Annotated in this window: 25 protein-coding genes and 2 pseudogenes; 14 read left to right on the top strand and 13 right to left on the bottom strand. The window is 63.6% G+C overall.

Annotation, left to right across the window (positions count from 1 at the left end; translation table 11 throughout):
- Positions 1 to 26: 26 nt before the first annotated feature.
- The gene (locus J3E64_RS11835; protein ID WP_367398626.1) at positions 27 to 1,046 is read left to right on the top strand and encodes a fatty acid desaturase family protein; all 1,020 of its coding nucleotides are present in this window, start codon (positions 27 to 29) and stop codon (positions 1,044 to 1,046) included.
- Here the strand turns inward: J3E64_RS11835 and recG are convergent.
- On the bottom strand, positions 998 to 3,061 hold the full coding sequence (gene recG / locus J3E64_RS11830; RefSeq protein WP_253343080.1) for an ATP-dependent DNA helicase RecG: 2,064 nt from the start codon (positions 3,059 to 3,061) through the stop codon (positions 998 to 1,000). The genes J3E64_RS11835 and recG overlap by 49 nt on opposite strands.
- Positions 3,062 to 3,148: 87 nt before the next feature.
- Here recG and J3E64_RS11825 point away from each other — a divergent pair, with 87 nt between their 5' ends.
- From J3E64_RS11825 to J3E64_RS11795, 7 genes are all read left to right on the top strand, one after another.
- Positions 3,149 to 3,412 (top strand): succinate dehydrogenase assembly factor 2, encoded by a 264-nt coding sequence (locus J3E64_RS11825; RefSeq protein WP_253343078.1) that lies wholly within the window; start codon positions 3,149 to 3,151, stop codon positions 3,410 to 3,412.
- Between the two features lie 10 nt (positions 3,413 to 3,422).
- Entirely contained in the window at positions 3,423 to 6,893 is a 3,471-nt protein-coding gene (gene mfd, locus J3E64_RS11820; protein WP_253343076.1) for a transcription-repair coupling factor, read from the top strand.
- Between the two features lie 199 nt (positions 6,894 to 7,092).
- Positions 7,093 to 7,503 (top strand): hypothetical protein, encoded by a 411-nt coding sequence (locus tag J3E64_RS11815; RefSeq protein WP_253343074.1) that lies wholly within the window; start codon positions 7,093 to 7,095, stop codon positions 7,501 to 7,503.
- Complete coding sequence (locus J3E64_RS11810) at positions 7,490 to 8,227, top strand: TorF family putative porin (RefSeq protein ID WP_253343072.1); 738 nt, start codon at positions 7,490 to 7,492, stop codon at positions 8,225 to 8,227. The genes J3E64_RS11815 and J3E64_RS11810 overlap by 14 nt, the downstream gene beginning before the upstream one ends.
- Before the next feature lie 60 nt (positions 8,228 to 8,287).
- On the top strand, positions 8,288 to 8,683 hold the full coding sequence (locus tag J3E64_RS11805) for an MAPEG family protein (protein WP_253343070.1): 396 nt from the start codon (positions 8,288 to 8,290) through the stop codon (positions 8,681 to 8,683).
- A 50-nt stretch (positions 8,684 to 8,733) separates the two neighbouring features.
- Positions 8,734 to 9,429: a tRNA (guanosine(46)-N(7))-methyltransferase TrmB gene (locus J3E64_RS11800; protein ID WP_253343068.1), complete on the top strand. Its 696-nt coding sequence runs from the start codon at positions 8,734 to 8,736 to the stop codon at positions 9,427 to 9,429.
- A 117-nt stretch (positions 9,430 to 9,546) separates the two neighbouring features.
- Positions 9,547 to 10,041, top strand: coding sequence for an Arm DNA-binding domain-containing protein (locus J3E64_RS11795; protein ID WP_253343066.1), 495 nt, complete (start codon positions 9,547 to 9,549; stop codon positions 10,039 to 10,041).
- 179 nt (positions 10,042 to 10,220) lie between these two features.
- Here J3E64_RS11795 and J3E64_RS11790 read toward each other — a convergent pair whose 3' ends face one another.
- Entirely contained in the window at positions 10,221 to 11,165 is a 945-nt protein-coding gene (locus J3E64_RS11790) for a LysR family transcriptional regulator (protein WP_253343064.1), read from the bottom strand.
- Positions 11,166 to 11,259: 94 nt separating this feature from the next.
- On the opposite strand from J3E64_RS11790, the gene J3E64_RS11785 reads away from it, so the two are divergent.
- Positions 11,260 to 11,754 carry a DMT family transporter gene (locus J3E64_RS11785; RefSeq protein WP_253343062.1) on the top strand — a complete coding sequence of 165 codons (495 nt, stop codon included), beginning with the start codon at positions 11,260 to 11,262 and terminating at the stop codon, positions 11,752 to 11,754.
- Between the two features lie 17 nt (positions 11,755 to 11,771).
- Positions 11,772 to 12,212 (top strand): VOC family protein, encoded by a 441-nt coding sequence (locus tag J3E64_RS11780; RefSeq protein ID WP_253343060.1) that lies wholly within the window; start codon positions 11,772 to 11,774, stop codon positions 12,210 to 12,212.
- Between the two features lie 420 nt (positions 12,213 to 12,632).
- Here the strand turns inward: J3E64_RS11780 and J3E64_RS11775 are convergent, their stop codons facing one another.
- From J3E64_RS11775 to J3E64_RS11765, 3 genes are read right to left on the bottom strand one after another with little or no spacing between them, the layout of a single operon-like run.
- On the bottom strand, positions 12,633 to 13,313 hold the full coding sequence (locus J3E64_RS11775) for a hypothetical protein (protein WP_253343058.1): 681 nt from the start codon (positions 13,311 to 13,313) through the stop codon (positions 12,633 to 12,635).
- Positions 13,313 to 14,617 carry an AAA-associated domain-containing protein gene (locus tag J3E64_RS11770; RefSeq protein ID WP_253343056.1) on the bottom strand — a complete coding sequence of 435 codons (1,305 nt, stop codon included), beginning with the start codon at positions 14,615 to 14,617 and terminating at the stop codon, positions 13,313 to 13,315. Before J3E64_RS11770 ends, J3E64_RS11775 begins: the two co-directional genes overlap by 1 nt.
- A 38-nt stretch (positions 14,618 to 14,655) precedes the next feature.
- Entirely contained in the window at positions 14,656 to 16,404 is a 1,749-nt protein-coding gene (locus tag J3E64_RS11765; RefSeq protein ID WP_253343054.1) for an ABC transporter permease subunit, read from the bottom strand.
- A gap of 227 nt (positions 16,405 to 16,631) precedes the next feature.
- Between J3E64_RS11765 and J3E64_RS11760 the strand changes: the two are divergent.
- Positions 16,632 to 16,909, top strand: a pseudogene (locus J3E64_RS11760) (magnesium transporter); the annotation flags it as partial.
- A gap of 41 nt (positions 16,910 to 16,950) precedes the next feature.
- Here J3E64_RS11760 and J3E64_RS11755 read toward each other — a convergent pair.
- The 3 genes from J3E64_RS11755 to J3E64_RS11745 all read right to left on the bottom strand — a co-directional run bounded on the left by J3E64_RS11755 (position 16,951) and on the right by J3E64_RS11745 (position 19,068).
- The gene (locus tag J3E64_RS11755; RefSeq protein ID WP_253343052.1) at positions 16,951 to 17,229 is read right to left on the bottom strand and encodes a hypothetical protein; all 279 of its coding nucleotides are present in this window, start codon (positions 17,227 to 17,229) and stop codon (positions 16,951 to 16,953) included.
- 109 nt (positions 17,230 to 17,338) lie between these two features.
- On the bottom strand, positions 17,339 to 18,010 hold the full coding sequence (locus J3E64_RS11750) for a response regulator transcription factor (RefSeq protein ID WP_253343050.1): 672 nt from the start codon (positions 18,008 to 18,010) through the stop codon (positions 17,339 to 17,341).
- Positions 18,007 to 19,068, bottom strand: a complete 1,062-nt coding sequence (locus tag J3E64_RS11745; RefSeq protein ID WP_253343048.1) for a sensor histidine kinase — start codon at positions 19,066 to 19,068, stop codon at positions 18,007 to 18,009. The genes J3E64_RS11750 and J3E64_RS11745 overlap by 4 nt, the downstream gene beginning before the upstream one ends.
- A 242-nt stretch (positions 19,069 to 19,310) precedes the next feature.
- Here J3E64_RS11745 and J3E64_RS11740 point away from each other — a divergent pair, with 242 nt between their 5' ends.
- Positions 19,311 to 20,300 (top strand): cation diffusion facilitator family transporter, encoded by a 990-nt coding sequence (locus J3E64_RS11740; RefSeq protein ID WP_367398629.1) that lies wholly within the window; start codon positions 19,311 to 19,313, stop codon positions 20,298 to 20,300.
- Positions 20,301 to 20,308: 8 nt separating this feature from the next.
- On the opposite strand, the gene J3E64_RS11735 is transcribed toward J3E64_RS11740, so the two are convergent.
- Positions 20,309 to 20,641 (bottom strand): YnfA family protein, encoded by a 333-nt coding sequence (locus J3E64_RS11735; protein WP_253343044.1) that lies wholly within the window; start codon positions 20,639 to 20,641, stop codon positions 20,309 to 20,311.
- Positions 20,638 to 21,039 carry a helix-turn-helix domain-containing protein gene (locus tag J3E64_RS11730; RefSeq protein ID WP_253343042.1) on the bottom strand — a complete coding sequence of 134 codons (402 nt, stop codon included), beginning with the start codon at positions 21,037 to 21,039 and terminating at the stop codon, positions 20,638 to 20,640. The genes J3E64_RS11735 and J3E64_RS11730 overlap by 4 nt, the downstream gene beginning before the upstream one ends.
- 71 nt (positions 21,040 to 21,110) lie before the next feature.
- On the opposite strand from J3E64_RS11730, the pseudogene J3E64_RS11725 reads away from it, so the two are divergent.
- Together J3E64_RS11725 and J3E64_RS20840 are read left to right on the top strand one after the other, a co-directional pair.
- Positions 21,111 to 21,293 (top strand): annotated as a pseudogene (locus J3E64_RS11725) (cation transporter); the annotation flags it as partial.
- Positions 21,289 to 21,621 carry an IS3 family transposase gene (locus J3E64_RS20840; protein ID WP_367398625.1) on the top strand — a complete coding sequence of 111 codons (333 nt, stop codon included), beginning with the start codon at positions 21,289 to 21,291 and terminating at the stop codon, positions 21,619 to 21,621. The pseudogene J3E64_RS11725 and the gene J3E64_RS20840, both read left to right, overlap by 5 nt.
- A gap of 44 nt (positions 21,622 to 21,665) precedes the next feature.
- Here the strand turns inward: J3E64_RS20840 and J3E64_RS11710 are convergent, their stop codons facing one another.
- The 3 genes from J3E64_RS11710 to J3E64_RS11700 all read right to left on the bottom strand — a co-directional run bounded on the left by J3E64_RS11710 (position 21,666) and on the right by J3E64_RS11700 (position 23,458).
- Complete coding sequence (locus tag J3E64_RS11710; RefSeq protein WP_253343040.1) at positions 21,666 to 22,316, bottom strand: LysE family translocator; 651 nt, start codon at positions 22,314 to 22,316, stop codon at positions 21,666 to 21,668.
- Between the two features lie 270 nt (positions 22,317 to 22,586).
- Complete coding sequence (locus tag J3E64_RS11705; RefSeq protein WP_253343038.1) at positions 22,587 to 23,057, bottom strand: MarR family winged helix-turn-helix transcriptional regulator; 471 nt, start codon at positions 23,055 to 23,057, stop codon at positions 22,587 to 22,589.
- Positions 23,054 to 23,458: a hypothetical protein gene (locus J3E64_RS11700; RefSeq protein WP_253343036.1), complete on the bottom strand. Its 405-nt coding sequence runs from the start codon at positions 23,456 to 23,458 to the stop codon at positions 23,054 to 23,056. Before J3E64_RS11700 ends, J3E64_RS11705 begins: the two co-directional genes overlap by 4 nt.
- Positions 23,459 to 23,682: the final 224 nt, after the last annotated feature.

Genomic DNA, 23,682 nt, shown 5'->3' with positions numbered 1-23,682 from the left:
AGGTGCGATATCGAAAAGAGACTCCCGTGGACGAAATGGTCGAAGGACGCGCGCCCGGCTATCGCTATTCCCGACGTGGCACATTGCCGCTGATCCGCGAACTGTCCGTGGTGCCAAATCTGCGCAACGCCCTGTTCCTTGCCCTGCAATGGGCCGTCATCGTCGCTGCCTGTGCGATCGCGATCCGGATCGACCGATGGCCCGCCTATCTGCTCTGCGGCCTCGTCATCGGCACGCGCATCCAGTGCCTGGCGATGATCATGCACGACGCCTGTCACGGGCTGCTGTTCAGCAACCGGCGCGTCAACGATCTGATCGGCGATCTGTTCGTCGCCTATCCCCTGTTGATCAGCGTAGACCTGTATCGCGTCGCCCATATGGTTCATCACCGGCATACCAACACCGCCCAGGATTATGACTATCGGGTCCAGCGCCGGGACCCCGACCAGCAGTTCCCCAAAAGCGGCGGCGCGATGATAGCGCTTCTGTTCCGCAGCCTGTTCGGCCTCAACTATTACCGGATCGCGCGCGCGGCCCGGGTGTGGTCGCCGCTCGCCAATCTGCACAACCCCAAGCGCTTCGGGTTCGATTTTCGCCTCGGGTTGCGCGTTCGCTATTTGATATGGGCGGTTCTGGTCTACGGGCTCATCCTCTGGTCGCCCTGGCGCTGGCAGATATTGGGCCTGATCTTCATCCCGCAACTGATATGGGCCAATGTGTTCAATCGCATCCGCGCGATGGCGGAACATAACGGCGTTATCGACACGCTGGAAATCAACGGCACCCGCACCGTCATCCCGACCCTGTTCGACAGGGTGATGATCGGGCCGCTCAACGTCAGCTACCATCTGGAACACCATCTGTTTCCATCGGTGCCGGGGCATAATCTGCGCCGGCTGCATGCGCACCTGATGGCAGATCCGGCTTATGCGGCCAACGCGCATATCACCAGCGGCTATTGGGGGGTGATACAGGAGCTTATGCCGCCGGGGGGACGTCAGCCTCCGCGCAGCAACCCCACGGCGGCATCCTTCTCGAACAGATAAAGGCAGGTCCGCGCCGCCTGCCCGCGCGCGCTGTCCAGACCTCCGTCGCGCTCGATCAGCAGGTTCGCGTCGTCGCGCGCCGCATCCACCAGCGCCGCGACATGTTCGGGTGTCGCGACCTTCAGTTCCGCCTCGCCCGACTGACGCGTGCCCAGCACCTCACCCGCGCCGCGCAGTTTCAGATCCTCCTCGGCGATCCGGAACCCGTCATTCGTCTCGCGCATCAGGGCCAGTCGCGCGCGCGATGTTTCGCCCAGTGCACTGCCGCGCAGCAGCAGGCACACCGACGGCTTGTCGCCGCGCCCCACCCGCCCGCGCAGCTGGTGCAACTGGGCAAGCCCGAACCGTTCGGCCCCCTCGATGATGATCAGACTGCTGTTGGGCACGTCCACGCCCACCTCGATCACCGTGGTCGCCACCAGTATCTGCGTGCGATTCGAGGCGAAGGCCTCCATCGCCGCATCCTTGTCCGGCCCTTTCATCCGGCCATGGACCAGCCCCACCCTATCCCCGAAGCGTAGCTTCAGCGATTCAGCCCGCGCCTCGGCCGCCGCCTGGTCGCTCGTCTCGCTTTCCTCGACCAGCGGGCACACCCAATAGGCCTGCCCACCGCCATCGACATGGCGGGCGAGAGCATCGATCACTTCTTCCAGCCGGCTGGCGGCCATCACCAGCGTCTGAATCGGCTGGCGCCCCGGCGGCATCTCGTCCAGCCGCGACACATCCATCTCGCCATAATATGTGAGCGTCAGCGTGCGCGGGATCGGCGTTGCGGTCATGACGAGCAGATGCGGCGAGCGTTCGGCCTTGCTGGCCAGCATCATCCGCTGCGCCACGCCGAAACGATGCTGTTCGTCGATAACGGCAAGGCCCAGCGCCTTGTACTGCACCGCCTCCTGAAAGATGGCGTGAGTGCCGACAAGTATGTCGATGCTGCCGTCCGCCAGCCCCATCAGCGTCGCCTCGCGCACCTTGCCCTTTTCGCGACCCGTCAGGATCGCGATCTCCACCGGCAGTCCCGACGCCATTTTCCGCAGCGTCTCGTAATGTTGCCGCGCCAGGATTTCGGTCGGCGCCAGCATAGCCCCCTGCATCCCCGCCTCGACCGCGTTCAGCAGTGCCATCAGCGCCACCAAGGTCTTGCCCGACCCGACATCGCCCTGGAGCAGCCGCAGCATCGGCGTCGCCTGCGCCATATCGCCCTCAATCTGACCGATCGCGCGCCGCTGCGCGCCCGTGGGGGCGAAGGGCAGCTTCAGCATCGCGCGCAGTCGCCCATCACCCTGGATCGACACCCCCCGCCGCCGCCGCGACGATTGCCGCACCAGCATCAGCGCCAGCTGTCCCGCGAAAATCTCGTCATAGGCCAATCGCTCGCGCGCTTTCGCGTCCGAAGGATCGGCATGGACGCGCGCAAGTGCGTCCTTCCAGGCCGGCCAGTCCTTGCGCGCCAGCAGGCTCGGCTCGATCCACTCCGGCAACTCCGGCGCGCGGGCCAGCGCCTGGCCCGCAATGTCACGCATCCGGTTGTTGGTGAGCCCCTCCGACAGCCCGTAGACCGATTCGCGCGCCGGAACCGTCTCCGCTTCCTCGGGCGGCAGTACGTAGTCAGGATGCACCATCTGGAGTGCGTCGCCATAGGCCTCCAGCTTGCCCGACACGAATTTGGGTTCGTTCAGCGGCAACAGCTTACGCGGCCAGGCACTGTTCCTCCCGAAATAGACGAGCGAGACAGAATTGCCCCGCCCGTCCACCGCCTGCACGCGGAACGGCGCGCGTGCGCTGCCGCTAGCGCGATAGTCGACCGGCGTCAGCATCGTGCCGATCACACGCCCCGCGTCCGCCATGTCCAGTTCGTCGGTCAGGTGCCGGTCGACCCAACTGACCGGCAGGTGAAAGGCCACATCGACCGCGCGCGCCAGCCCCAACCGCTCCAGCGGACGGGCCAGCGCGGGGCCGATCCCCTTGAACAGGGATATTTCGGCAAAGAGCGGATTGAGAATATCGGGTCGCATGTCTATCTGGCTGCCATCTAGACCAACCGGGACGGTGGCACAAACACCCGATCGGGTGAACGGCCATGCCCGCTAAAGGAACAAATTGTGAACGACAATCCCCAGATGCGCCGCCTTCAATTTCGCGCCTGGCATCGCGGGACGCGGGAGGCGGACTATACGGTCGGCGGCTTTTTCGACCGCTATCATGAAATATGGACGCCGGAAGACATTGCCTGGTTCGAAGCGTTCATGGAGGAGCAGGACGCCGACATCATGGGATGGGCGCTGGGCACCATCCCGGTTCCCGACCGGTGGAAAGGCCCGATGATGGACAAGTTCCTGAAACTCGATTTTGTGAAGATTGCCTGAACCGGACCGCATGACCGACCTGCAAAAAATTCTCCGGTCCGCCGCGCCGCTGACCTTGGCCGGCGTGCCGGCAGGCTTCCAGCCGTGGCTGCTGGCCGACATCGCCCGCGCGGCAAGCGCCGCGACCATGCGTGCCGTCTTCATCGCATCGGACGAACAGTCGATGCGCAGCATAGCCGACACCGCGCATTATTTCGCGCCCGAGATCGAAATCGTCGAAATTCCCGCTTGGGACTGCCTGCCCTATGACCGGGCCAGCCCTTCCCTGCGCGCGGCCTCGGCGCGGCTGGCGGGCCTCTACGCATTGCAGGCAGAGCCCATGCGGCCGCAACTGGTCGTCACCACGCTGGCAGCCATGACCCAGCGCACCCTTACGCCGTTCCGCGTGCGTCAACTCGTCGCGAAGCTCGCGCCCAAGGAACGGATCGCGATCAGCCGCCTGGCCGACATGCTTCAGGCGAACGGTTATGTCCGCACCGACACCGTCCATGATCGTGGCGAATTCGCCATTCGCGGCGGCATCGTCGACCTGTTCCCCGGCGGCGAGGAACAACCGCTTCGTCTCGATTTCTTCGGCGACGAGATCGAGACGGTCCGCCGCTTCGACCCCGCCGACCAGCGCACGAGCGGCAGCGTGGATGGCTTCACCCTCCTCCCGGCGTCCGAAGCGCTGCTGGACGAGGAAACGATCAAGCGCTTTCGCGGCCGTTACCGGGAAACATTCGGTGCGACCGCGACAGGCGACCCGCTCTACCAGGCCGTCAGCGACGGCCGCCGCCTTGCCGGCATGGAACATTGGCTACCGCTGTTCGAGGAACGTCTCGTTCCCCTGACCGAGCATCTGGGTGAAGCCGTCCTGATCCGCGACCACGGTGTTGCAGGCGCGGCGGAAAACCGGTTCGAGGCGATCCGCGACTATCATGCCAATCGCGTCCAGGCGAAATCGTCCGACCCCGGTTCCTACCGCCCGCTCGCCCCGCAGGCCCTTTATCTCGATCCGGACGAATGGAACGCTGCCGCCGCCACGCTGCCCATGCATGAGACGACGCCCTTCCACGAACCGGAAAGTGCGGCCGTCCTAGATTTCAGTGTGGACGGCCCGCGCGATTTCGCCCCCGAACGCGCGCAGAACGCCAATATCTACGAAGCGGTCGGCAAGCATATCGACAGCCTTCGCCGGCAGAAGAAAAGGATCGTCATCGCCAGCTATTCGGTCGGCGCGCGCGAACGCCTGTCCGGGTTGCTTGCCGACCATGGCGTCGCCCGCCTCGCCGCCGCGGACGACTGGCAGGAAGCGCTGGGCATCGCCGCCGGCGGCAGCGTCACGCTCACCGTCCTGAGCCTCGACCATGGTTTCACCGCGCCCGATGTCGCGGTCCTCACCGAACAGGACATGCTGGGTGACCGCCTGGTCCGCCGTGCCAAGCGCAAGAAGAGCGCGGACGCCTTTCTGCAGGAACTGGCGACTCTCTCGCCGGGCGACCTCGTCGTTCACCGGGATCATGGCATCGGCCGCTATGAAGGGCTGACCCAGATCCCGGTCAGCAAGGCGGCGCACGATTGCGTCGCCCTCAGCTATGCCGGGGGCGACAAGCTGTATGTCCCGGTCGAAAATCTGGAGGTGCTTTCCCGCTACGGGTCGGAGAGCGAGGGCGTAAGCCTGGACAAGCTGGGCGGCGAAGCCTGGCAGCGGCGCAAGGCGCGGATGAAGGAGCGTATCCGCGAGATCGCGGGCGAACTGCTCAAGACCGCCGCCGAACGCGCATTGCGTCCCGCGACCGTCGCCGAACCCGATGCGGCGGGCTACCCCGCCTTCGTCGACCGCTTCCCCTATCAGGAAACGGACGACCAGGACCGCGCCATCAGCGACGTGGTCGAGGATCTGGGCGCGGGCAAGCCGATGGACCGCCTCGTCTGCGGCGATGTCGGCTTCGGCAAGACCGAGGTCGCGCTCCGCGCCGCCTTCGTCGCGGCAATGGCCGGGATGCAGGTCGTGGTCATCTGTCCCACCACGCTGCTCGCGCGCCAGCATCACATGAATTTCGTGGATCGCTTCCGCGGATTCCCGGTCAATATCGGCCACCTCTCCCGGCTCGTCCCCGACAAGGAGGCGAAAGCGACCAAGGCCGGGCTGGCCGACGGGACGATCGACATCGTCGTCGGCACCCATGCGCTCCTCGCCAAGGGGCTGGAGTTCAAGCGCCTCGGCCTCGTCATCGTGGACGAGGAACAGCGTTTCGGCGTCACGCACAAGGAACGGTTGAAATCCCTCAAGACCGACGTCCATGTCCTGACCCTTACTGCCACGCCCATACCCCGCACCTTGCAGATGGCCATGTCCGGCCTGCGCGAGCTTTCCGTCATCCAGACTCCGCCGGTCGATCGCCTCGCCGTGCGCACGTACATCATGCCCTGGGACGGGGTGGTGATTCGCGAAGCCCTGCTGCGTGAACATTATCGCGGCGGCCAGAGCTTCTTCGTCGTGCCGCGCATCTCCGACCTTACCGAAGTCGAGGAGTTCCTGCGCACCGAAGTTCCCGAGGTCAAGCCCATCGTCGCCCACGGCCAGATGAGCGCGACGGACGTGGAGGAGCGCATGTCGGCCTTTTACGACAAGCGCTACGATGTGCTGCTCTCCACCACCATCGTGGAATCCGGCCTCGACATTCCGAGCGCCAACACGCTCATCATCCACCGTGCCGACCGCTTCGGCCTCGCCCAGCTCTATCAGTTGCGCGGGCGCGTAGGTCGCTCCAAGACGCGCGCCTATGCCTATCTCACCACGCCGGCCAACCGCATCATTACCGAAACGGCCGAAAAGCGCCTGAAGGTATTGTCCGACCTCGACACGCTGGGCGCCGGCTTTCAGCTTGCCAGCCACGACTTGGACATTCGCGGGGCGGGCAATCTCGTCGGCGACGAGCAGTCGGGCCATATCAAGGAAGTGGGCTTCGAACTCTACCAGTCGATGCTGGAGGACGCGATCATGGACGCCAAGGCAGGCGGCGTCGGGCTGGATACGCGCCGCGACAGCTTCTCGCCCCAGATCACGGTCGATGCGCCCATTCTCATCCCCGACGATTATGTGCCGGATCTCGACCTGCGCATGGGCCTCTATCGCCGTATCAACGAACTGGAAGATCGTCAGGGGCTGGAGGCGTTTGCCGCCGAGTTGATCGACCGCTTCGGCAAGCTGCCGTTGCCCACGCAAAATCTGCTCAAGATCATCGAGATCAAGCAAAACTGCCTGATCGCCAACATCTCCAAGATCGATGTGGGACCAAAGGGCGCCCTGGTCAGCTTCTTCGAGGATCGCTTCCCCAACCCGGCCGGACTCGTCGCCTATGTCCAGCGTCTGAACGGGGTGGCGCGCCTGCGGCCTGACAGCAAGGTGGTACTGGAACGTGCCTGGGCCGACCCGCAGGCGCGGCTCAATGGTGCGCTGCAATTGTCGAAGGGGCTGGCCAAGTCTGCGGCATGAATCGGCGATGGATGGCTTCGCCTGGCGGGATCTGGCTGTTTTCAAACGGTTGACCCTTCCGCTTTTCCAATCCATGTCTGTTTCATGAAATGGCAGGATTTTGTCTTGCCCGGGAAAAAGACCAGAAACAGTCGCGCCTTACATCCTGGTGCGTCGCCGCCCTGTTTTGAGGGCCGGCGCTGCACTACAGGAGAATGAGATGAGCATGACCCTTATCGCCATCGCGGCTGCCGCCGCGACCCACAATGTGTCGATCGACCATCAAGGCACGGCGATGACCGCGACGTACACCGCGCATGCGGATGTACGCGCCGAAACCATCGGAACCCATACCCCCAACCGTCCGGACATGCGCCGCTGCATGTGGTCCGCCGCGGTGAAGGTAGACCGCGCACTGGATCACAGCCCGGCATTGGCCCGTACCGTCGCGTCCGACACCCGTTTTTCGGGCAGCGAAAACGGCGCCTGCGCCAGCGCCGACACCATCGAAAGCCAGGTGATCGCCACCCACAAGGACCATATCGAGGCGCATCTGGCGCAGGTCGCGCAATCCGACCGCCCGGCATTGATCGGCGAACTGGACGCGGTGCGCGCGCTTGCCGTCAACTAGGTTTCTCTCCCGTCCGGCATGGGGCGCGGCGGTCGCCGTCCTGCTCCATGCCGGCCCGGCGGCCGCGCAATATGCCGCGGGACCTTCGATCGACATCGAAGCCGCCACAGAGGATCGACGCCGGGGCCTTGGCTGGAGCGACGGCCATCCCGTAGTGCGTGGGTCTCTCTCCGTCCCGGTCGCGCCAGGTCTGAGCCTGGACGGCGCGGCGACGACCCTGTGGGGTGGCGATCGTCACGGCGACGCCGACGCGGCGCTGGATATAGGCGCCACCTTTGTCCGACAGATTGGCGGATGGCGCCTGTCCGCGGAGGGCCGCTACCATCTCTTTCCCGGCGCCGCGCACCGGGGTTATGGGGAGGTCGGCGTCACGGGCGGCTTCCTGCTCGGCCCCGCCAGCATCGATGTCGGTGCGCATTATGCCCCGCGCCAATCCGCCATAGGCGGCGACAATCTCTATGTTTCGACGGGGGCGGCATTCGCGCTTCCGGGCACCCCGCTTACGCTTTCCGCGCATCTGGGCCGCTCGACCGGCAACGTGCACAACCAACGCTTTGCAGCACGCCTTCGCCCAGGCGGCGGATACTGGGACCACGGTGTCGCGCTGGACTGGTACCGCGGGCACTGGTCGCTGGGCCTGCGCTATACCGATACGGACATTGTCCCGGCAACAGATGCCCATGCCGGGGCGACGCTGATAGCAACGGCCGGTTTCAGCCTCTAGAAATATCGGGATGTGCAGCGGATGCCGGCTTTGCTACCATGCAGACGGAAGGATAGCATCATGCCCGTGGAACTGAAGATTCTCGCCTGGGGCATGATCCTGCTCCTCGTCCACATTTTTGCTGCCGCTCATGTCAAGACAAAGCAATATGGCGTGACCTGGAATATGGGCGCCCGCGACGAAACCCTGCCGCCGCTGAACCCGATCGCAGGTCGCCTGTCGCGCGCGCAGGCGAATTTCATGGAAACGCTTCCCATCGCCATCGTCGCCCTGACAGGCGTGGTACTGGCCGGGCGAACAAGCGAATGGACGGCGCTGGGCGGATGGATCTGGCTCGGCGCCCGCATCGTCTATCTGCCGCTTTACGGTTTCGGTGTGCCGGTGGTCCGCACGATATTGTTCATGGCAAGCCTTGCCGGGTTGCTGATCGTGCTCTGGCCGCTGCTGGGACTTTAACTTCCCCCGATGCTTGCCCCGGCGGTCCGCGCCCGTTAAGCGCCGGGGACATGACCGCGCACAAATCCGGCGACCCCACCACACTTAACCGACTCTATGGCCGTCAGTCGGGTCACAAGCTGCGCGTTGGCCAGCAGCAGCTTGTCGATGCACTTCTGCCCGTCCTGTCGGTTCCCGAAGCCGGTGAAGTCACCGCCATGGGCCTGTTCGGCACGGACCGGCCGCTTCATTTCGAGATCGGATTTGGCGGCGGCGAGCATCTGGCCTATCGCGCGGACCTTCTCCCCGACCATGGCTTCATCGGCTGCGAGCCTTTCCTCAACGGCGTCGTCACCGCGCTGGGGCATGTCCGAGACATGGGCCTTCCCAATGTTCGGCTGCACATGGGCGATGCGCTGCAGGTGCTGGCGCGCATCCCCGATGGCGCGCTCAGCTTCGTCTATCTTTTGCATCCCGATCCGTGGCCCAAGGCGCGACATGCAAAGCGACGGATGATGAACCCCGGCCCGGTGGCAATGATCGCGCGCAAGCTGAAGCCTGGCGGCGAATTCCGTTTCGGCACAGACCATCCCGTGTATCTGCGCTGGGCGATGATGGTGATGAATGGCCATCCCGACTTCGACTGGCTGGCTACCGAACCCAGGGATTTCCTGACTCGCCCGGGCGGCTGGCCCGAAACGCGTTATGAGGCGAAGGCGCGGCGTCAGGGGCATGAGGTCTGGTACTTCCGATACCGGCGGATTTAGATCAATAGATTGCGATTTATAATATATTATTTTCAGTAGTTTAATCCGAAATGCGCCGCCGCCTGCCGCCGCCCGTTTCCACCGCGGTGATTGCTTTTCTGGTACATGAGGTTCGTCATGGCCACCGGAAAAATCACCAAGCGGACGATCGACGCGCTCCAAGCGGGTGCCGTTACTGGCTTCCTTTGGGATGAGGATCTGAAGGGGTTCGGGCTAAAGATCAGCGCGGGGGGCTCTGCGTCCTACGTCGTTCAATATCGCATGGGTGGGCGAGAGGCGAAGACGCGTCGCTACGCCATCGGCGGCCATGGATCGCCCTGGACGCCGTTTACCGCTCGCGAGGAAGCGACGAGACTCCTCCGCCTCGTCGCCCAAGGGATCGACCCCGTCGAATCAGACAAGCAGCGACGGCGCGAGGCTGTCGACCTTGCCTTTTCCAATTACGCCGACCGCTTTGCGGCGGACTGCAAAGGGAAAGATTGGTCGACGCTCGTAACGCGATCACTTCGGCGACACGTCAAACCCGTCTTGCGGGATAAGGCGCTTCCCGCAATCACGCGCAACTTTTCCGCCAGAATCCGCTTTTCGCGCTCCAGGCGATCGAGTTTGTAGGCTCGACGATGCGCGGCAGGACGTGTTCGAACACATCGAGCTGTTTTGCAATTCAAAGTGCAAGCACACGAACAACGGCATGCTGTCGCCCGTTGACTTCGAAATCAGACAAATCGGCCTGAACCAGGCAGGTGTCTGGGAACTCAGGGCCACCTCACCCCGCCTTGAGGCACCAGAGGTCAGACCGTCGGTGGGTTTCTTCGGGTAATGCTCGGTGAAGCTGGCTGCGCAATCGTGCTGACTATGCTCCGGAGCCATCGAAGTGCGGGATCGGCTTGCCGTCGCTTGTGCGAGATCTGCGTGAACGGGATCGCGGGGAACTCGAGCGGCGAAGGCAGGATAGCCAAACTCTTGTCGCGCCGCAGCGCATCAAGGCTCCTCGCGGCGACGGTCAGAATGAGGTCGGTTCCGATGATCGTTGTCGGCGCGACACTCCAATGCGGAAGCACCAGCGCCACCCTGCGAGTCAATCCCGCCGAATGGATAGCCTCGTCGATCTCGGTCGACGCCTCACCATGTACGGCGACCAGCGCGTGGGGCCGCGCGAGATAGTCTTCCAGATCGATTTGCCTCGCCTGCGGCGGAAGGGACGCGCGATCGACGAGGCAGACATATCGATCCGACAACAGAAGCTCAGGGTAAATCTGCGCAGGCAGATGTGGAAACACGCCCAGCCCCAGATCGACTTCTCCATCGACCACCCTGGCGATCATTCCCTCCCGGCTAAATTGAGTAACAGACAGATCTACGCCCGGCGCCAATTGTCGCATCAGCCTCATCAGACCTGGCAGGATGAGGTTGGCGCCATAGTCCGACATCGCCAGCCTGAAGATGTGGCGACTTTGCGCCGGATCGAAACCGTCGGGTCCAAGCACTGCGCGTACCTGTACAAGGGCCTCCCTCAACGGTTGTGAAAGCTCCAGCGCCCGGACGGTCGGCGCTAGCCCCCCGCCGTGGCGCGTAAAAAGTGGATCGCCAAGCAGAAAGCGCAATCTGGCCAGCGCGTGGCTGACGGCCGGCTGGCTCATGTTCAGCCGAAGCGCCGCGCGCGAAACATGCCGCTCGGAGAGCAGCGCATCGAGTATCACCAGGAGATTGAGGTCGACGCCGCGCAGATTATTCATACTGTGCATGATAGTTTGGAGATTATGAATTTCAAATAGGCACAGTGGATAATTAGAAGAAGAGTCCGTTCAATTCGAGCAAGGACTTCTTCTCATGCAGCCTTTGGCCCTCCTTGTCGCTACACTGGTCTCAGGGGCGCTGGTTCCCTTCCAGGCCGGTGCAAATGCAGCACTTGGCCGCGCTCTGGGCCATCCTCTCTGGGCGACCGTGGTATCGCTTGCGGTAAGCGTCATCTGTGTCGCGCCGGTCATGATGGCCTTGCGGGTTTCCGCACCGTCGATCACCAACCTTGCCGCTCAGCCGAAATGGATCTGGATCGGCGGCATGTCCGGGGTGATCTACATCACGGCCGCGCTCCTCCTTGCCCCGAAGCTTGGGGCCGCAGGTTTCATGACGGCAGCCATTGCCGGTCAGATTCTCGCTTCAATGGCGATCGACTATTTCGGCATCGTCGGTTTCACCGCAAGACCGATTTCCGGAGCGCGTCTCATGGGATCGCTGCTGGTCGTGGCCGGCGCTCTGGTCATGCAGGGGCCAAGCCTTTGGCGAATGGTGCAATCAGCCACGCAGCTTTCCACGCAACAGTAATCGACAGGAGAACTATCATGAACAATGACGATCAGACTTCGCGGCCCGCATATTCGTTGGGCGGTGACGCCATTCCGGCGCAGGTGCGCATAGCGAGGCCGACAGACAAGCTCGAAGACGTCATCGCCTTTTATCGGGATGGTCTGGGCCTGCCGGAGCTCGCGCGCTTCGAAGCTCATGCCGGCTATGACGGCATCATGCTCGGTCTGCCCGGCAAGTCCGTGCATCTTGAATTCACCCAACACGCAGAAGGCAGCCCGTGTCCCGCTCCGAGCTTCGACAATCTGCTGGTGCTCTATATCACCGTGCCTGATGCCTATGATCGCCTCAACGAGCGGATGCAATGGATGGGCTACGCGCCCGTGGAACCGGAAAATCCATACTGGCTCGAGCGCAGCTTCACCTACCAGGATCCTGACGGCTGGCGGGTGGTGATCTGTCGCGAGACCGGCATTTGATAAGCGGTTCGGTGCAGGTCGGGTTTGACCACGCCCCAGCATCGGCCAGCTTTTCGACGGTCATCGTTGAGCGTGATATGAAGGAAGGCAATCGGGCGCATTGCTCGGCCGAGGCGATTCCTTCCAACTTGCGAGAATCCGCGTGCCGGGGAGGCGACAATCTAAAAATTACTGTGAGTTCAGCATCTTACAGTCCGATTGTGGGCTTTGAATTTAGAGGGCTATAGCGTAGACATAGTTATCATCTTCACCCGGCACGGTGCGCCAAATACCGCCGTCAGCTGCTGTGTAGGTCCGTGGGCCGCCCGACCTGCGCCAAAGTAGTGGAGCGGCGATAGGCTGCAGTGAAAGCGTTCGGGCGAGGCTGCTGTCTCGTCCGCTTCGTCATTCGATTCTGATCTATTGATTTGCATCCCGACCCTACCGGCGGATCGTCACCCCGAACGTGATGGCGCTCGGCGTTGCACCGTCCACATAGCGTCCGCCGATGAGATCGAGATCGACCGCGCCGCCGGCGACCGTCCAGCGCAAGCGGGCCTGACCGCCGGCCTTGTCATGATCGCGGGTGAAGGCCTCGACCATTAGGTTGAGGTTCCTGGTCGCCGCCACCTCGGCCTGCGCGCCGACGAACAGGTCGTGCCGATGGTCTGCGCGGGTCCATTGCCAGCCGGCATTGAGATTGAAGCGAACGATACGGCAGGCGGAAATCGTCACCGGGACGATGATCGACGCGGTTTCAAACCGGCGCCGATCGATGCCGTAGCCGAGACTCGTCGCGATGCCGATCCCAACACCGCGATCTTCCGAACGCAGTACCAGCTTCGGCGATAGGCCAATCACCGTGTCGTCGGAATCGTGCGTCCAGCCATGGGCGACGAAACCCCCCAGCTCGAGATTAGGCCAAGCCTTCCGCGTGCAGGCGGGGGCGCTGTTGATGATGCCGCCTTTCTCGTCGTTGAGCGTGACCCAGCTTTCCAAATGGCAGGTGCCCGGCGTCTCCACTGCGGCATCGTCGACCACGTCCGCGCCGCCAGCCGCCAACGCCGGCGTCGCCGTCGGCAGGGCCAGCAGCAGGACCGTTCCCCCCAGGACATGCCGCATCAGCTGGGATCTTCCAGGCTGAACAGGTCGGTATCCTCATGATAAGCGAAGACCTCTGCGTAGCGCCCCCATTGCGTCACCGTGCGCAGCGTCTCTTCCGCATAATCGGGCGACATATGATCCTCGAGCTGCTCGCGGAACCGGCGTGCCGGAGCCGTGTGGCCGGCACTGTCGTCGAGGATGCGGCGGATATGTTGCGCGAGTGGGACATGGGCGAGGAGCGCCTGGGCGAATATCGCCTTGCGGGCATCGACATCGGCTTCGGCGTAGCGCCGCGCCTCGGGCGTGAGCCTGATGTCTGCGCCCGCAAGTTCGGCCAGGCGCAGGAGCTGCAACGTCTCGGCCATCGGCAGCAGCGCGTCCACCTCGAGCTGGAGGGAGTCGGCAAGGTCGGCAAGGCTGGCGCGGCCGTCGAACGGAGTGCCGTGCACCTCCTCGATCAGGCCGGCGAGGCTGTTGGTCGAGATGCGCGGCAGCACCATGGCGATCCCCATGCCCGGGAACAGCCCGTCATTGACCCGCGTCGCGGGCGTGCGCGCTGTCATCTGCACATAGATCCCGTCGACGAGCGCGCGGAAGGCGGGATCGAGCCGGTCGCGCGGCTGTGGAAGATCAACCCTGATCTCGGCCGCCACCCGCCCCGGATTGGACGAGAAGACGAGGATGCGGTCGCACATCAGCACGGCCTCCTCAATATTGTGGGTGACGATCATGATCGACTTGATCCGCATCCGTCCCTCGCACCACAGATCGAGCAGGTCGGTCCTGAGTGTCTCGGCAGTGAGGACGTCGAGTGCCGAAAAGGGCTCGTCCATCAGCAAAAGCGACGGATCTACGACGATCGCGCGGGCGAGGCCGACACGCTGGCGCATGCCGCCCGACAGTTCCTTCGGGTAGGCGTTCTCGAACCCGTCGAGGCCGATCAGGTCGATCGCCGCGAGCGCGCGAGCCCGGCGTTCCTCGGCCGCCACTTTCTGCGCTTCCAGCCCCAGCTCGACATTCTGGAGCACGGTGAGCCAGGGGAACAGGGCGAAGGTCTGGAACACCATGCTGACGCTGGGCTGGCTGCCGTCCTCGCCTTGCACGAAGCGGACCTCGCCTTCGCTGGGGCGAAGCAGCCCTGCTATCGACCGTAGCAGCGTCGACTTGCCCGAACCCGACCGACCGAGCAGCCCGACGATCTCGTTCTCGTTGAGGGTCAGGTCGACGTCGTCCAGCACGAGCATCTGGCCATGCCCCTTGCCGTAGAGATGGCGGACGTTGGTGACTTCGACGAGCGGGCGGGTTTCTACGATGGTGGCCATGATATGGCTCCTTATCCGATAGGTCAGGGTCCGAGGGGTCAGGCGAGGCGCAGGCGGCGTTCGGCGAAGGCGTAGAGCGGTCGCCAGAGCAGCCGGTTGAAGGCGATCACGAACAGCGACATGACCGCGATGCCGAGCGCGACGCGGGGATAGTCGCCCGCGGCGGTTGCATCGGCGATGTAAGCGCCGAGGCCCGAGGCATGGAGCTTCTCGTCGCCCCAGGACACGACTTCCGCAACGATGCTGGCGTTCCACGAGCCGCCGCTCGCGGTCAGCGCACCGGTCACGTAATAGGGAAATATCCCCGGCAGGGCGACCTGCCGCCACCATTGCCAACCGCTGACCCTGAACATGTCGGCGGCCTCACGCAGATCGGTCGGGATCGCGCTCGCGCCCGCAATGACGTTGAACAGGATGTACCACTGGGTGCCCAGGATCATCAGTGGCGACAGCGAGACCTCGGGGCTGAGCTTCCACTGCACGATCAGGATCACCGCGAACGGGAACAGCACGTTGGCAGGGAACGCCGCGAGGAACTGCGCGACCGGCTGCAGGCGCTCGGCCCATTTGGGCCTGAGGCCTATCCAGACGCCGATCGGCACCCAGATCAGGCTGGCAAGTGCGATCAGTACCAGCACGCGCAGCATCGTCAGGCAGGCGAGGCCTATTACGGTCAGCGCATCATCCCAGCTCAGGGTCCGTGCGACATAGGCGATGATCGTCCAGGCCGCGAACAGCACTGCCGCCCCGATCAGCGCCGTCCAGATCGCGTTGCCGATCCGGCTGGCCTGCTTGTCGGCTTTCGCGATTCTGGCAGTTGCATGACCGGGATCGAGCATCAGCAGCAGCCGGGCGAGACCGGTGACGGGTGCGAACAGCAGCGGCAGCAGCCGGGTGCGGCGGAACAGGTCATAGGCCCAGGACTGCGGCCGCTCGCTGCTTGCGGTCTGCTCGAAGCGGAAGCGGTCGGCCCAGGCCACGACCGGCCGGAAGATGAACTGATCGTAGAGCAGGATCACCACCGCCATCGCGCCTACTGCCCAACCGATCGCGGTGAAATCCCGCTGTGCGATGGCCAGCGCGAGCCAGGAGCCGATGCCGGGCAAGGTGACCGTGGTGTTGCCGACGGTGATCGCTTCTGATGCGACGACGAAGAACCAGCCGCCCGACATCGACATCATCATGTTCCAGACCAGCGCCGGGGTTGCGAACGGCAGGTCGAGCCGCAGGAAGCGGCGCACCGGCGACAGGCCGAAGCCGCGCGATACCTCGTCGAGGTCGGACGGGATCGACCGCAGCGACTGGTAGAAGCTGAAGGCCATGTTCCACGCCTGGCTGGTGAAGATCGCGAATACCGCGGCCAGTTCGACGCCCAGGATGCGGCCCGGAAACAGCCCCATGAAGAAGGTGACGGTGAAGGTCAGGAAGCCGAGGATCGGCACCGACTGCAGGATATCGAGCGCGGGGACGATGATCTGGCCGGCGCGCCGGCTCCGCGCCGCCAGCGTCGCGACCACAAGCGTGAAGGCGAGCGATGCGAACAGCGCCGCGAACATCCGCAGCGTGGTGCGCAGGGCATAATAGGGGAGATAGGCCGGATCGAGCGTGACCGGCTCGATGCGCAGCCGCGACAGTGGTTCGGCGATGCCCTCCGCGCCGCGAAAGACGAGCATGGCCAGGCCCGTCAGCAGGACGAAGGCGATGGCATCGGCCCGGTTCGGCGCGGTCAGGCGAAGCATGCGCGAAAAGGGACGCACACCCCTCGCAATCGGGGTCATTTCTTTCATGTCTCACCTCTTCGGGCACCGCCTAGCGGCTGCCCGGGGCGAGACTGATGCGATCAGGCTCGGCCGGGCGCCCCCAGCGGCGCGGACAATCGACTACTGTCGCTTGGCATTGTTCGTGTTGCTTTCCTGATCGCGGCAGTTCTGCCGACGGGCGGCCGATGCTCCCGCACTGCTGCAATGTCAATTGAAGGAACGCCGACTATACTAAAGTATCGCCCGCGCCCTTGATGTTCCGAGGGCACGGCCACCAGTTGCCCAAGGTCGACGTCTATGGCGACCAGCTCTTCGTCGTCGCGCGCACCGCGCATCTCGACGCCGACGCCATCAGCTATGGAGAGACGGCGGTCTTCGTCGGCGCCAACCACATCATCAGCGTCAGGCACGGCACGGCTCGGTTCGCGACCATTCGGTTCTGCGCGACCAGCTTGAAGCTGCGCCGGTGCTCCTTAGTCACGGCGTGGATTACGTACTGCACGCGATCCTCGATTTCGTCGTCGACGGCTATCCGTCTCCCAGCGGCTGCGCCGGTTGACCGCAGGCCGATAGCTACTGCCGCGGCTTCAAGCCCAGCCTCCTGTAGCTGTCCGTCACGGATGGGACGAAACGGTCCGCCGCCGCCGAGTTCGCAGGTGGCGTCCGGATCAGAGTCGGATCGATCGCATGGTCGAAGGCGAATCCGGAATGCGAACCCGCGACCCAGGCCACGCGCCCTCTCGTCTCGCCGATCCCGCGCAGCGTCAGGATCAGGGTTTCGCCCTCGGTCATGCCTTGCACCCGGTCGCCGCCGAGGCCCTGTGCCGAAAGGTTGCGAATGCGCAGGGTCATCGCCTCGCTATCTCCGGGACGCCGGGCCCGCGCCTGCAGCAGGACGCTGCCGCGCCGCGCCCCGCGCGATGTTCGGGCGCAGGCGCTTCCATCGAGGCCGGATCGTCCGTCATCGCCCCTCCGCACCGGACGGGTTCTGTCCGTCCGTCGCTGATGACGCGACCATGTCGTAGATGCGCACCAACTGCGGCAGCGATGTCGCGCCCATCTTGAGCATCACCTGCCGGCGCCGCACCTTGACGGTGATCTCGCTGACGTCGAGCAATCCGGCAATCTGCTTGTTGAGCAGTCCCTTGACGACAGAGTCCATGACCGCGCGCTCGCCGGGTGTCAGCTCATCGTATCGCGCCCGGAGCGTCGTGATCTCGGCCTCGAACGCGCGTCGCACCCTGTCGCGCCCGATCCCGCTCTGGATGGCGTCGAGCAGTGCCTGGTCGTCGAAGGGCTTCATGAGAAACTCGATCGCCCCTTCCTTCATCGCCCGGACCGACATGGGGACATCGCCATGCCCGGTGATGAAGATCACCGGCAGCCCGATCCTGAGCGAGGCCATCTGCCGCTGGAAATCGAGCCCGCTCTGCCCGGGCATGCGAACGTCGAGAACCAGGCATCCCGGCGCTTCAGGCGCGTCCCCGTCGAGAAAGGCGCGCGTCGAGGCGAAGGATCGTGACTCCAAGCCAACGGAAGCCAGGAGATCTTCGATCGCCGCGCGCACCGAGGCGTCGTCGTCGACGATTCGGACCACGGGCGGCAACTCGCCGGGATCGATCTCCTCGGTCACGATCGCGCCGCTGCCGGCAGGCCGAGATGGATCTCCAGGCCGACCGGGCTGCCAAGCTTCGCTCTGATCGTGCCGCCATGCGCCTCGACGATGGTCCGGCAGATGGCAAGACCCATGCCGGTGCCCCCCTTCTTGGTCGTCCAGAAGGCATCGAACAGGAAGGGAAGATTGTCCTCGCTCACGCCGATCCCGGCGTCCCCCAGGCACAGCCGAACGATGCCATTGTCCGCCCATGTGCGCAGGTCGAGCGAACGGCTGGGCGCGGGCTGATCCGCCATCGCCTCGATCGCGTTGAGGATCAGATTGCCGAGAACCTGCTGGAGCTGGATGGGATCCCCTTGGATCGGAGGCAGCAGTTCGGTCAGGTCGAGACGGACCGTGACCCCGCCGCGATCGATCTCGCTCTGTGCGAGCGCGACGGATTCGGCGACCACGTCGTTCAGCGACATTTCCCGCCTCTCGGCGGCCTCGCCGCGCATATGTTCCCTGACGCGCGCGACCACTTTGCCGGCCCGGCTGGCGTCATCGACGATCCGGCCCGCCGCCAGCCGCGCCCGCTCGAGATTGGGAGGATCGGCCGCCAGCCAGCGCAGGCAGGCGTCGCCGCTCGTCGTGATCGCCGAGAGCGGCTGGTTGACCTCATGCGCGATCGAGGCGGCCAGTTCGCCCAGGCTGTTGACGCGCGCGATGCGGATGAGTTGGGCGCGGGCTTCATACGCGGCAGCTTCGGCTGCGATCATCCTGAGCGCGAGCCAGGTGGTGATCGCGATCGCCGCAATGCTGATGCCCGAATTGATGAGGCCGGCCTCGTAGGAGCCCGACTTTGTGAGCGCCGCGCTGCACAAGGTCAGCGCTATGCAGGCGATCGCCAGGCGGACCACCCCGCGCCGGCTGAACAGCCCGATCGCGATGAGGATGACGACGATGTAGAAGACGGCCGTCGCGATCTCGAGATCGGTGACCGTGTCGAGCGCAAAGACAGCAGCCGTAAGCACCGCGACAATCGATGTCCTTCCGATCCGGCTGCCGGTCGCGACGACAATCACTTTTTGAGCCATGGGTGCAAGAAATACCTCTCCCGCCGTCCTGCGCAGTGAACTTCGATTGTCCGGAAATCTGGCTATCACGCAGTCCGGCGTGGCGTCATCTCCAAACGGGGCCGATATACTTTCGTATCGCTGCGCCTTCCCTTGGAACGCTCGCAAGGCGCCCGGTCGCGGCGTATGAGCGACCTTGCGCCTGCGCAGTCCGGCCAGGAGTCGTCGATCCGATCAATTCTGCCACATGATGGAGTTCGCCGATAGCCCACGACCATAGCCACGCCGGCCACGGCCATCACCACGGGCACCATCATGCTCCCCGCAACTTCGATCGGGCATTCGCGGTCGGCGTTCTACTCAATTCGGGCTTCGTCATCGCCGAGGTGGTGTACGGCTTCCTCTCGGGCTCGCTCGCCCTGCTCGCCGATGCAGGGCACAATCTCGCCGACGTGCTCGGACTCGTTATCGCATGGTCCGCCGTGTGGCTTTCCAGCCACTCGGCGACCGCCACCTTCACCTACCGGTTTCGGCGCAGTTCGATCATGGCCTCAATGATCAACGCCATATTCGTGCTCGTGTCCGCAGGCATGATCGCCTGGGAAGCAATCGAGCGGCTCGCCACACCGCAGCCGGTGGCCGCCGCTACCGTGCTGATCGTCGCCTCGGCCGGCATCGTCGTCAATGGCGTCACCGCCTGGCTGTTTGCCCGCGGAGACAATGGCGACATCAATATCCGCGAGGTTTTCGTGCACATGCTCGCCGACGCAGCGATCTCGGCCGGCGTGGTCCTAGCGGCGCTGGCAACGCTCGGCACCCGGTGGCGCTGGATCGATCCCATCGCCAGCCTCGCCATTGTCGCCGTCATCATCGCAGGGACGTGGGGGCTGTTCCGCGAATCCCTGCGCCTCTCGCTCGATGCCGTGCCACAGAGGATCGATCAGGCCGAAGTCGCCGCCTACCTGTCCAAGTTGCCCGGCGTCACACAGATACACCACCTGCATATCTGGTCGATGAGCACGACCGAGATCGCCCTTACCGCCCATCTGGTTCGTCCCGCCGCCATGATCGACGATATCTTCTCCACTTCGGTCGCCCATGCGCTTGAGCATCGTTTCGGCATCGCACATGCGACCATTCAGATTGAAGCAACGCCGAACGACCATGGCTGCGGGTGCGCCCGATCATGGAGGTTCGCCGACCGTTCCTCGCCCGTCCATGACAGCCATGGCCAGCATGTTCATTCGCACTGAATGCGGCGTCAGGCAGCGAGGTTGCGCGGTCCGAGCAATATGATGCCAGCGCCCGCCAGGCACACTGCGGCGCCGAGCAAGTCCCATCGATCGGGCCGCGTACCTTCCACCGCCCAGAGCCAGCCCAGGGACGCACAGATATAAACCGCACCGTATGCCGCATAGGCACGCCCGGCCGCTGCGCTGTCGACACGGGTGAGCAGCCACGCGAAGACGGCAAGCGACACCATGCCCGGCGCGAGCCACCAGGGCGACTTGCCCAGCCGCAGCCACGCCCAGAAGCTGAAACAGCCGGCGATCTCGCCAAGCGCCGCCAGAACATAGACAAAAGCGGTCGTCATCGCGGTAGCCCCGCCGGCGCCAGCGTCTCGATGATCAGGCAATCGGCGACTGTTCCCCGCCGGCAGTCGCCGAGGAAACGGCTGAGTTCGCCCCGCAGGGACTGAAGATCGGCAATCTTGCGATCGATCTCGGTCAGGTGGACGGTCGCGATCGCGTCGACGGCCGCGCAGGATTGATCCCGGTGGTCGGCAAGGCCGAGCAATTCCCGGACCTGATCGAGCGTGAAGCCAAGGTCGCGCGCGCGCCGGATGAAGGAGAGACGCGCCAGATGTTCTTGTCCATAACTGCGGTAGTTGGCCGCGTCGCGCGCCGGCAGGGGCAACAGCCCGATCTTCTCGTAATGGCGGACCGTCTCGATATTGGTCGCGGTCGCAGACGCCATCTCACCGATCTTCATCGCTTGACCCTGTAGTTGTTACAGGGTGCATAAGGCGATCCAAATCCTGAGTCGAGGACAAGGGAAAGCGCGTGGACGACTGCTGCTCCAGAAAGAGTGAGACTCTGAACCTGCTGGCGCAGGGCGAGCAACGGCGTGTGCTGGTGATCGTCATGATCGTCAACATCGCGATGTTTATGGCCGAGTTTGGGGCGGGCGTCGTCGCGCAGTCGAGCGCGCTGATGGCGGATTCGATGGACATGCTCGGCGATGCGTAATCTTCCTGGCTGGAAGGAGCGGAAGACGATGAAGGCATCGAGGTTCTCGGACGCCCACAAGACGTTCATTCTGAAGCAGGGCGCCCACGGTGTTCCTGTCACGGACATCTGTCGCAAGGCCGGGATCAGCCAGGCGAGCTTCTTCTCTTCGCTCAAGCGCGAGCGCATCCGGCGCCGGACCTACAAAACCCGCGAGGAAGCCCGGCAGGACGTGTTCGATTACGTCGAGATGTTCTACAACCTGGTGCGTAAGCAGGTCAGGAACGGGATGCTGTCGCCCGTCGAATTCGAACGGCAGCAGACCTTGAAAGCGGAAGGCGTCTAGAAAACTAGGGGCTATTCAAAGCGGCTTACACGAAGGTAGGCGGTTTACTTCTTTTGATTGCCCGCAAAAGCAGCTGTCAAGCCAAGGCCAATGTATACGAAACCGCTAACCCAGCGTTCGGCTTTGAGATAGACGGGGCTACGCTTCAACCAGTTGCCCGCGGTGCCTGCAGCAAGTGCATAGGTGCCATCCGTCAAGACGCCAATCGCCGTATAGAGAAGCCCGAGAGAAGCGATCTGCGTCGCCACATGGCCACGACCAACCTCAACGAACTGTGGCAGGAAAGCCAGAAAGAAGAGTGCTGTCTTCGGATTGAGAAGGTTGACTATGAAGCCCTCTCGAAAGATACGCATGCGGCCGCGCGTCGGTAAACCGCGCTCGACGTCGGGAATGGCCGACTGGCCGAAGAGCTTCTTGAGGCCAAGCCAAATCAAGTAAGCGGCGCCGACGCACTTCACGACGCTGAATGCGAGCGCAGACGATGCCAGGAGCGCTGATAGTCCGACGCCGGCGGCGCCGACATGTACCAGTGTAGCCGTATGGATGCCCAGGATCGAAACTAGGCCGGCAGAACGGCCTTGTTCGACCGAACGCGCAAAAATGTAAAGGACCGCTGGTCCCGGTACGAGAAGTAGCACGAACGTGGCGCTGACAAATAAGCCGAGATTCGTTGCGCTGGGCATTATCAGGTCCATGTTTGTTTGCCCCGTTTTATATTAGCATCATAATAGCATGCGTGTCCGTCCAAGGCGAGATATGCCTGTGCGCTCATGCAGGCTTAATCTCATCGCCCCGGCTCTGGCAGACATCGCTCGCGCTCAGACCGTCGCCGCGGAGGAGGTGTCGCAGGCTTGATTCAGTGTTCAATCTACAAACGGAGCGCTGGGGTGGGGGCGAGTGATATTTGGCCGAGGAGCCGCCGACATGACCACGGCGGGTAAGGAGGCCCTCGAGCGGGCGGCGCCTTAGGTGTCGATCATATGCGAGCGTTGCAGCAAGCGAAGCATGGCCCGATGGAATGCCAAGCGCTCATCGTCCTCCCAGCCATCCGTCAACTGCCTGAATACTTCTTCCTGCCAACAATGGGCGTCAACAAGAAGTCGTTGACCCGCTTTTTTGAGAGAAACTTCCCGCCGGCGCGCGTCGTGAGGAGACGATTTCATCTCTAAATATCCCGCCTCCGCAGCCTCCTTAACGAGACGAGATGCGCCACTCTGGTCGATACCAATCTCGCGCGCCAACGCATTGATCGTCACAGGCTCTCGCTTTGTGAGTGTCCCCACCGCCTCTGCGACAAGCACATGCCTACCGTTCTGCTCAAGCAAACGGTCGGTCGGCGTATTCGGCCGGCGAGACCAGTGACGGACAAACTCAAATAAGGTTTGTCCCGGGCCGATTGCTGAAATCGGCTGGCGCGTTTCGCCCGTGACCCTCATTCGGAGGCGGCCATTTCGCGGCAAATGAATGCGAGTTCCAGCGCAGAGCGAAGATCCGGCAATCTCAGAGCCGCCGATACCTTGTCACCCGTAACGCGAAAGATCGTCGCAACCCGAGCCGGCTGCTCGCTTTCCGGCCAAGTCGCATCTTGTTCCACGACCATCAGGCGGTCGCTGATTGGATGCCATGACTTCGCAATAAGTTTGATCCCTGACCTGTCCACCCAGTCGGCAAAATCGGGGGCCGAGATAGGACCAGCGCCCTTCGGCCCTAACACGACGATCGGATCGCTCACTGCGGCTGCTGCTTGCGCGAGATGGCCGCTGCTTACCGCTTCGTGCCATCGGTTGATTGCGGATTCGAGCTCTGTTCTCATCGTGCCAATATATGCGATTCGCATGCATATTGCTGGATGCTGTGTACTCGTTCCGCGATGCGCGAGCGGGCCAGCCAGAGGCGGACAAAGACCCTATCGTCCCACGAGAATAAGCTGGGCATTGCTCCAGCCGGAGGCTCTCTGACTATGCTCTAGGCTCAGGACCCATTAAATTGCTTGTGTGAGGTGAGGTTGATTGATTCAATGGCGGTTCAAGGAGTGCTGCCATGAGTGATCTGATCTGGTTG

It is taken from the genome of Sphingobium sp. OAS761 (assembly GCF_024168485.1).
GTDB lineage: Bacteria > Pseudomonadota > Alphaproteobacteria > Sphingomonadales > Sphingomonadaceae > Sphingobium.
Note: the sequence above shows the minus strand (reverse complement) of the source record. Positions and strands in the feature narration are given on the sequence as shown.

What these genes read in the sequence shown, in the direction of transcription:
- recG (WP_253343080.1), bottom strand. Translation starts at nt 3,061, where the DNA reads ATGCGACCCGATATTCTCAATCCGCTCTTTGCCGAAATATCCCTGTTC.
- mfd (WP_253343076.1), top strand. Translation starts at nt 3,423, where the DNA reads ATGACCGACCTGCAAAAAATTCTCCGGTCCGCCGCGCCGCTGACCTTG.
- J3E64_RS11815 (WP_253343074.1), top strand. Translation starts at nt 7,093, where the DNA reads ATGAGCATGACCCTTATCGCCATCGCGGCTGCCGCCGCGACCCACAAT.
- J3E64_RS11805 (WP_253343070.1), top strand. Translation starts at nt 8,288, where the DNA reads ATGCCCGTGGAACTGAAGATTCTCGCCTGGGGCATGATCCTGCTCCTC.
- J3E64_RS11800 (WP_253343068.1), top strand. Translation starts at nt 8,734, where the DNA reads ATGACCGCGCACAAATCCGGCGACCCCACCACACTTAACCGACTCTAT.
- J3E64_RS11795 (WP_253343066.1), top strand. Translation starts at nt 9,547, where the DNA reads ATGGCCACCGGAAAAATCACCAAGCGGACGATCGACGCGCTCCAAGCG.
- J3E64_RS11790 (WP_253343064.1), bottom strand. Translation starts at nt 11,165, where the DNA reads ATGAATAATCTGCGCGGCGTCGACCTCAATCTCCTGGTGATACTCGAT.
- J3E64_RS11785 (WP_253343062.1), top strand. Translation starts at nt 11,260, where the DNA reads ATGCAGCCTTTGGCCCTCCTTGTCGCTACACTGGTCTCAGGGGCGCTG.
- J3E64_RS11780 (WP_253343060.1), top strand. Translation starts at nt 11,772, where the DNA reads ATGAACAATGACGATCAGACTTCGCGGCCCGCATATTCGTTGGGCGGT.
- J3E64_RS11775 (WP_253343058.1), bottom strand. Translation starts at nt 13,313, where the DNA reads ATGCGGCATGTCCTGGGGGGAACGGTCCTGCTGCTGGCCCTGCCGACG.
- J3E64_RS11770 (WP_253343056.1), bottom strand. Translation starts at nt 14,617, where the DNA reads ATGGCCACCATCGTAGAAACCCGCCCGCTCGTCGAAGTCACCAACGTC.
- J3E64_RS11765 (WP_253343054.1), bottom strand. Translation starts at nt 16,404, where the DNA reads ATGAAAGAAATGACCCCGATTGCGAGGGGTGTGCGTCCCTTTTCGCGC.
- J3E64_RS11755 (WP_253343052.1), bottom strand. Translation starts at nt 17,229, where the DNA reads ATGACCCTGCGCATTCGCAACCTTTCGGCACAGGGCCTCGGCGGCGAC.
- J3E64_RS11745 (WP_253343048.1), bottom strand. Translation starts at nt 19,068, where the DNA reads ATGGCTCAAAAAGTGATTGTCGTCGCGACCGGCAGCCGGATCGGAAGG.
- J3E64_RS11735 (WP_253343044.1), bottom strand. Translation starts at nt 20,641, where the DNA reads ATGACGACCGCTTTTGTCTATGTTCTGGCGGCGCTTGGCGAGATCGCC.
- J3E64_RS11730 (WP_253343042.1), bottom strand. Translation starts at nt 21,039, where the DNA reads ATGAAGATCGGTGAGATGGCGTCTGCGACCGCGACCAATATCGAGACG.
- J3E64_RS20840 (WP_367398625.1), top strand. Translation starts at nt 21,289, where the DNA reads ATGCGTAATCTTCCTGGCTGGAAGGAGCGGAAGACGATGAAGGCATCG.
- J3E64_RS11710 (WP_253343040.1), bottom strand. Translation starts at nt 22,316, where the DNA reads ATGGACCTGATAATGCCCAGCGCAACGAATCTCGGCTTATTTGTCAGC.
- J3E64_RS11705 (WP_253343038.1), bottom strand. Translation starts at nt 23,057, where the DNA reads ATGAGGGTCACGGGCGAAACGCGCCAGCCGATTTCAGCAATCGGCCCG.
- J3E64_RS11700 (WP_253343036.1), bottom strand. Translation starts at nt 23,458, where the DNA reads ATGCGAATCGCATATATTGGCACGATGAGAACAGAGCTCGAATCCGCA.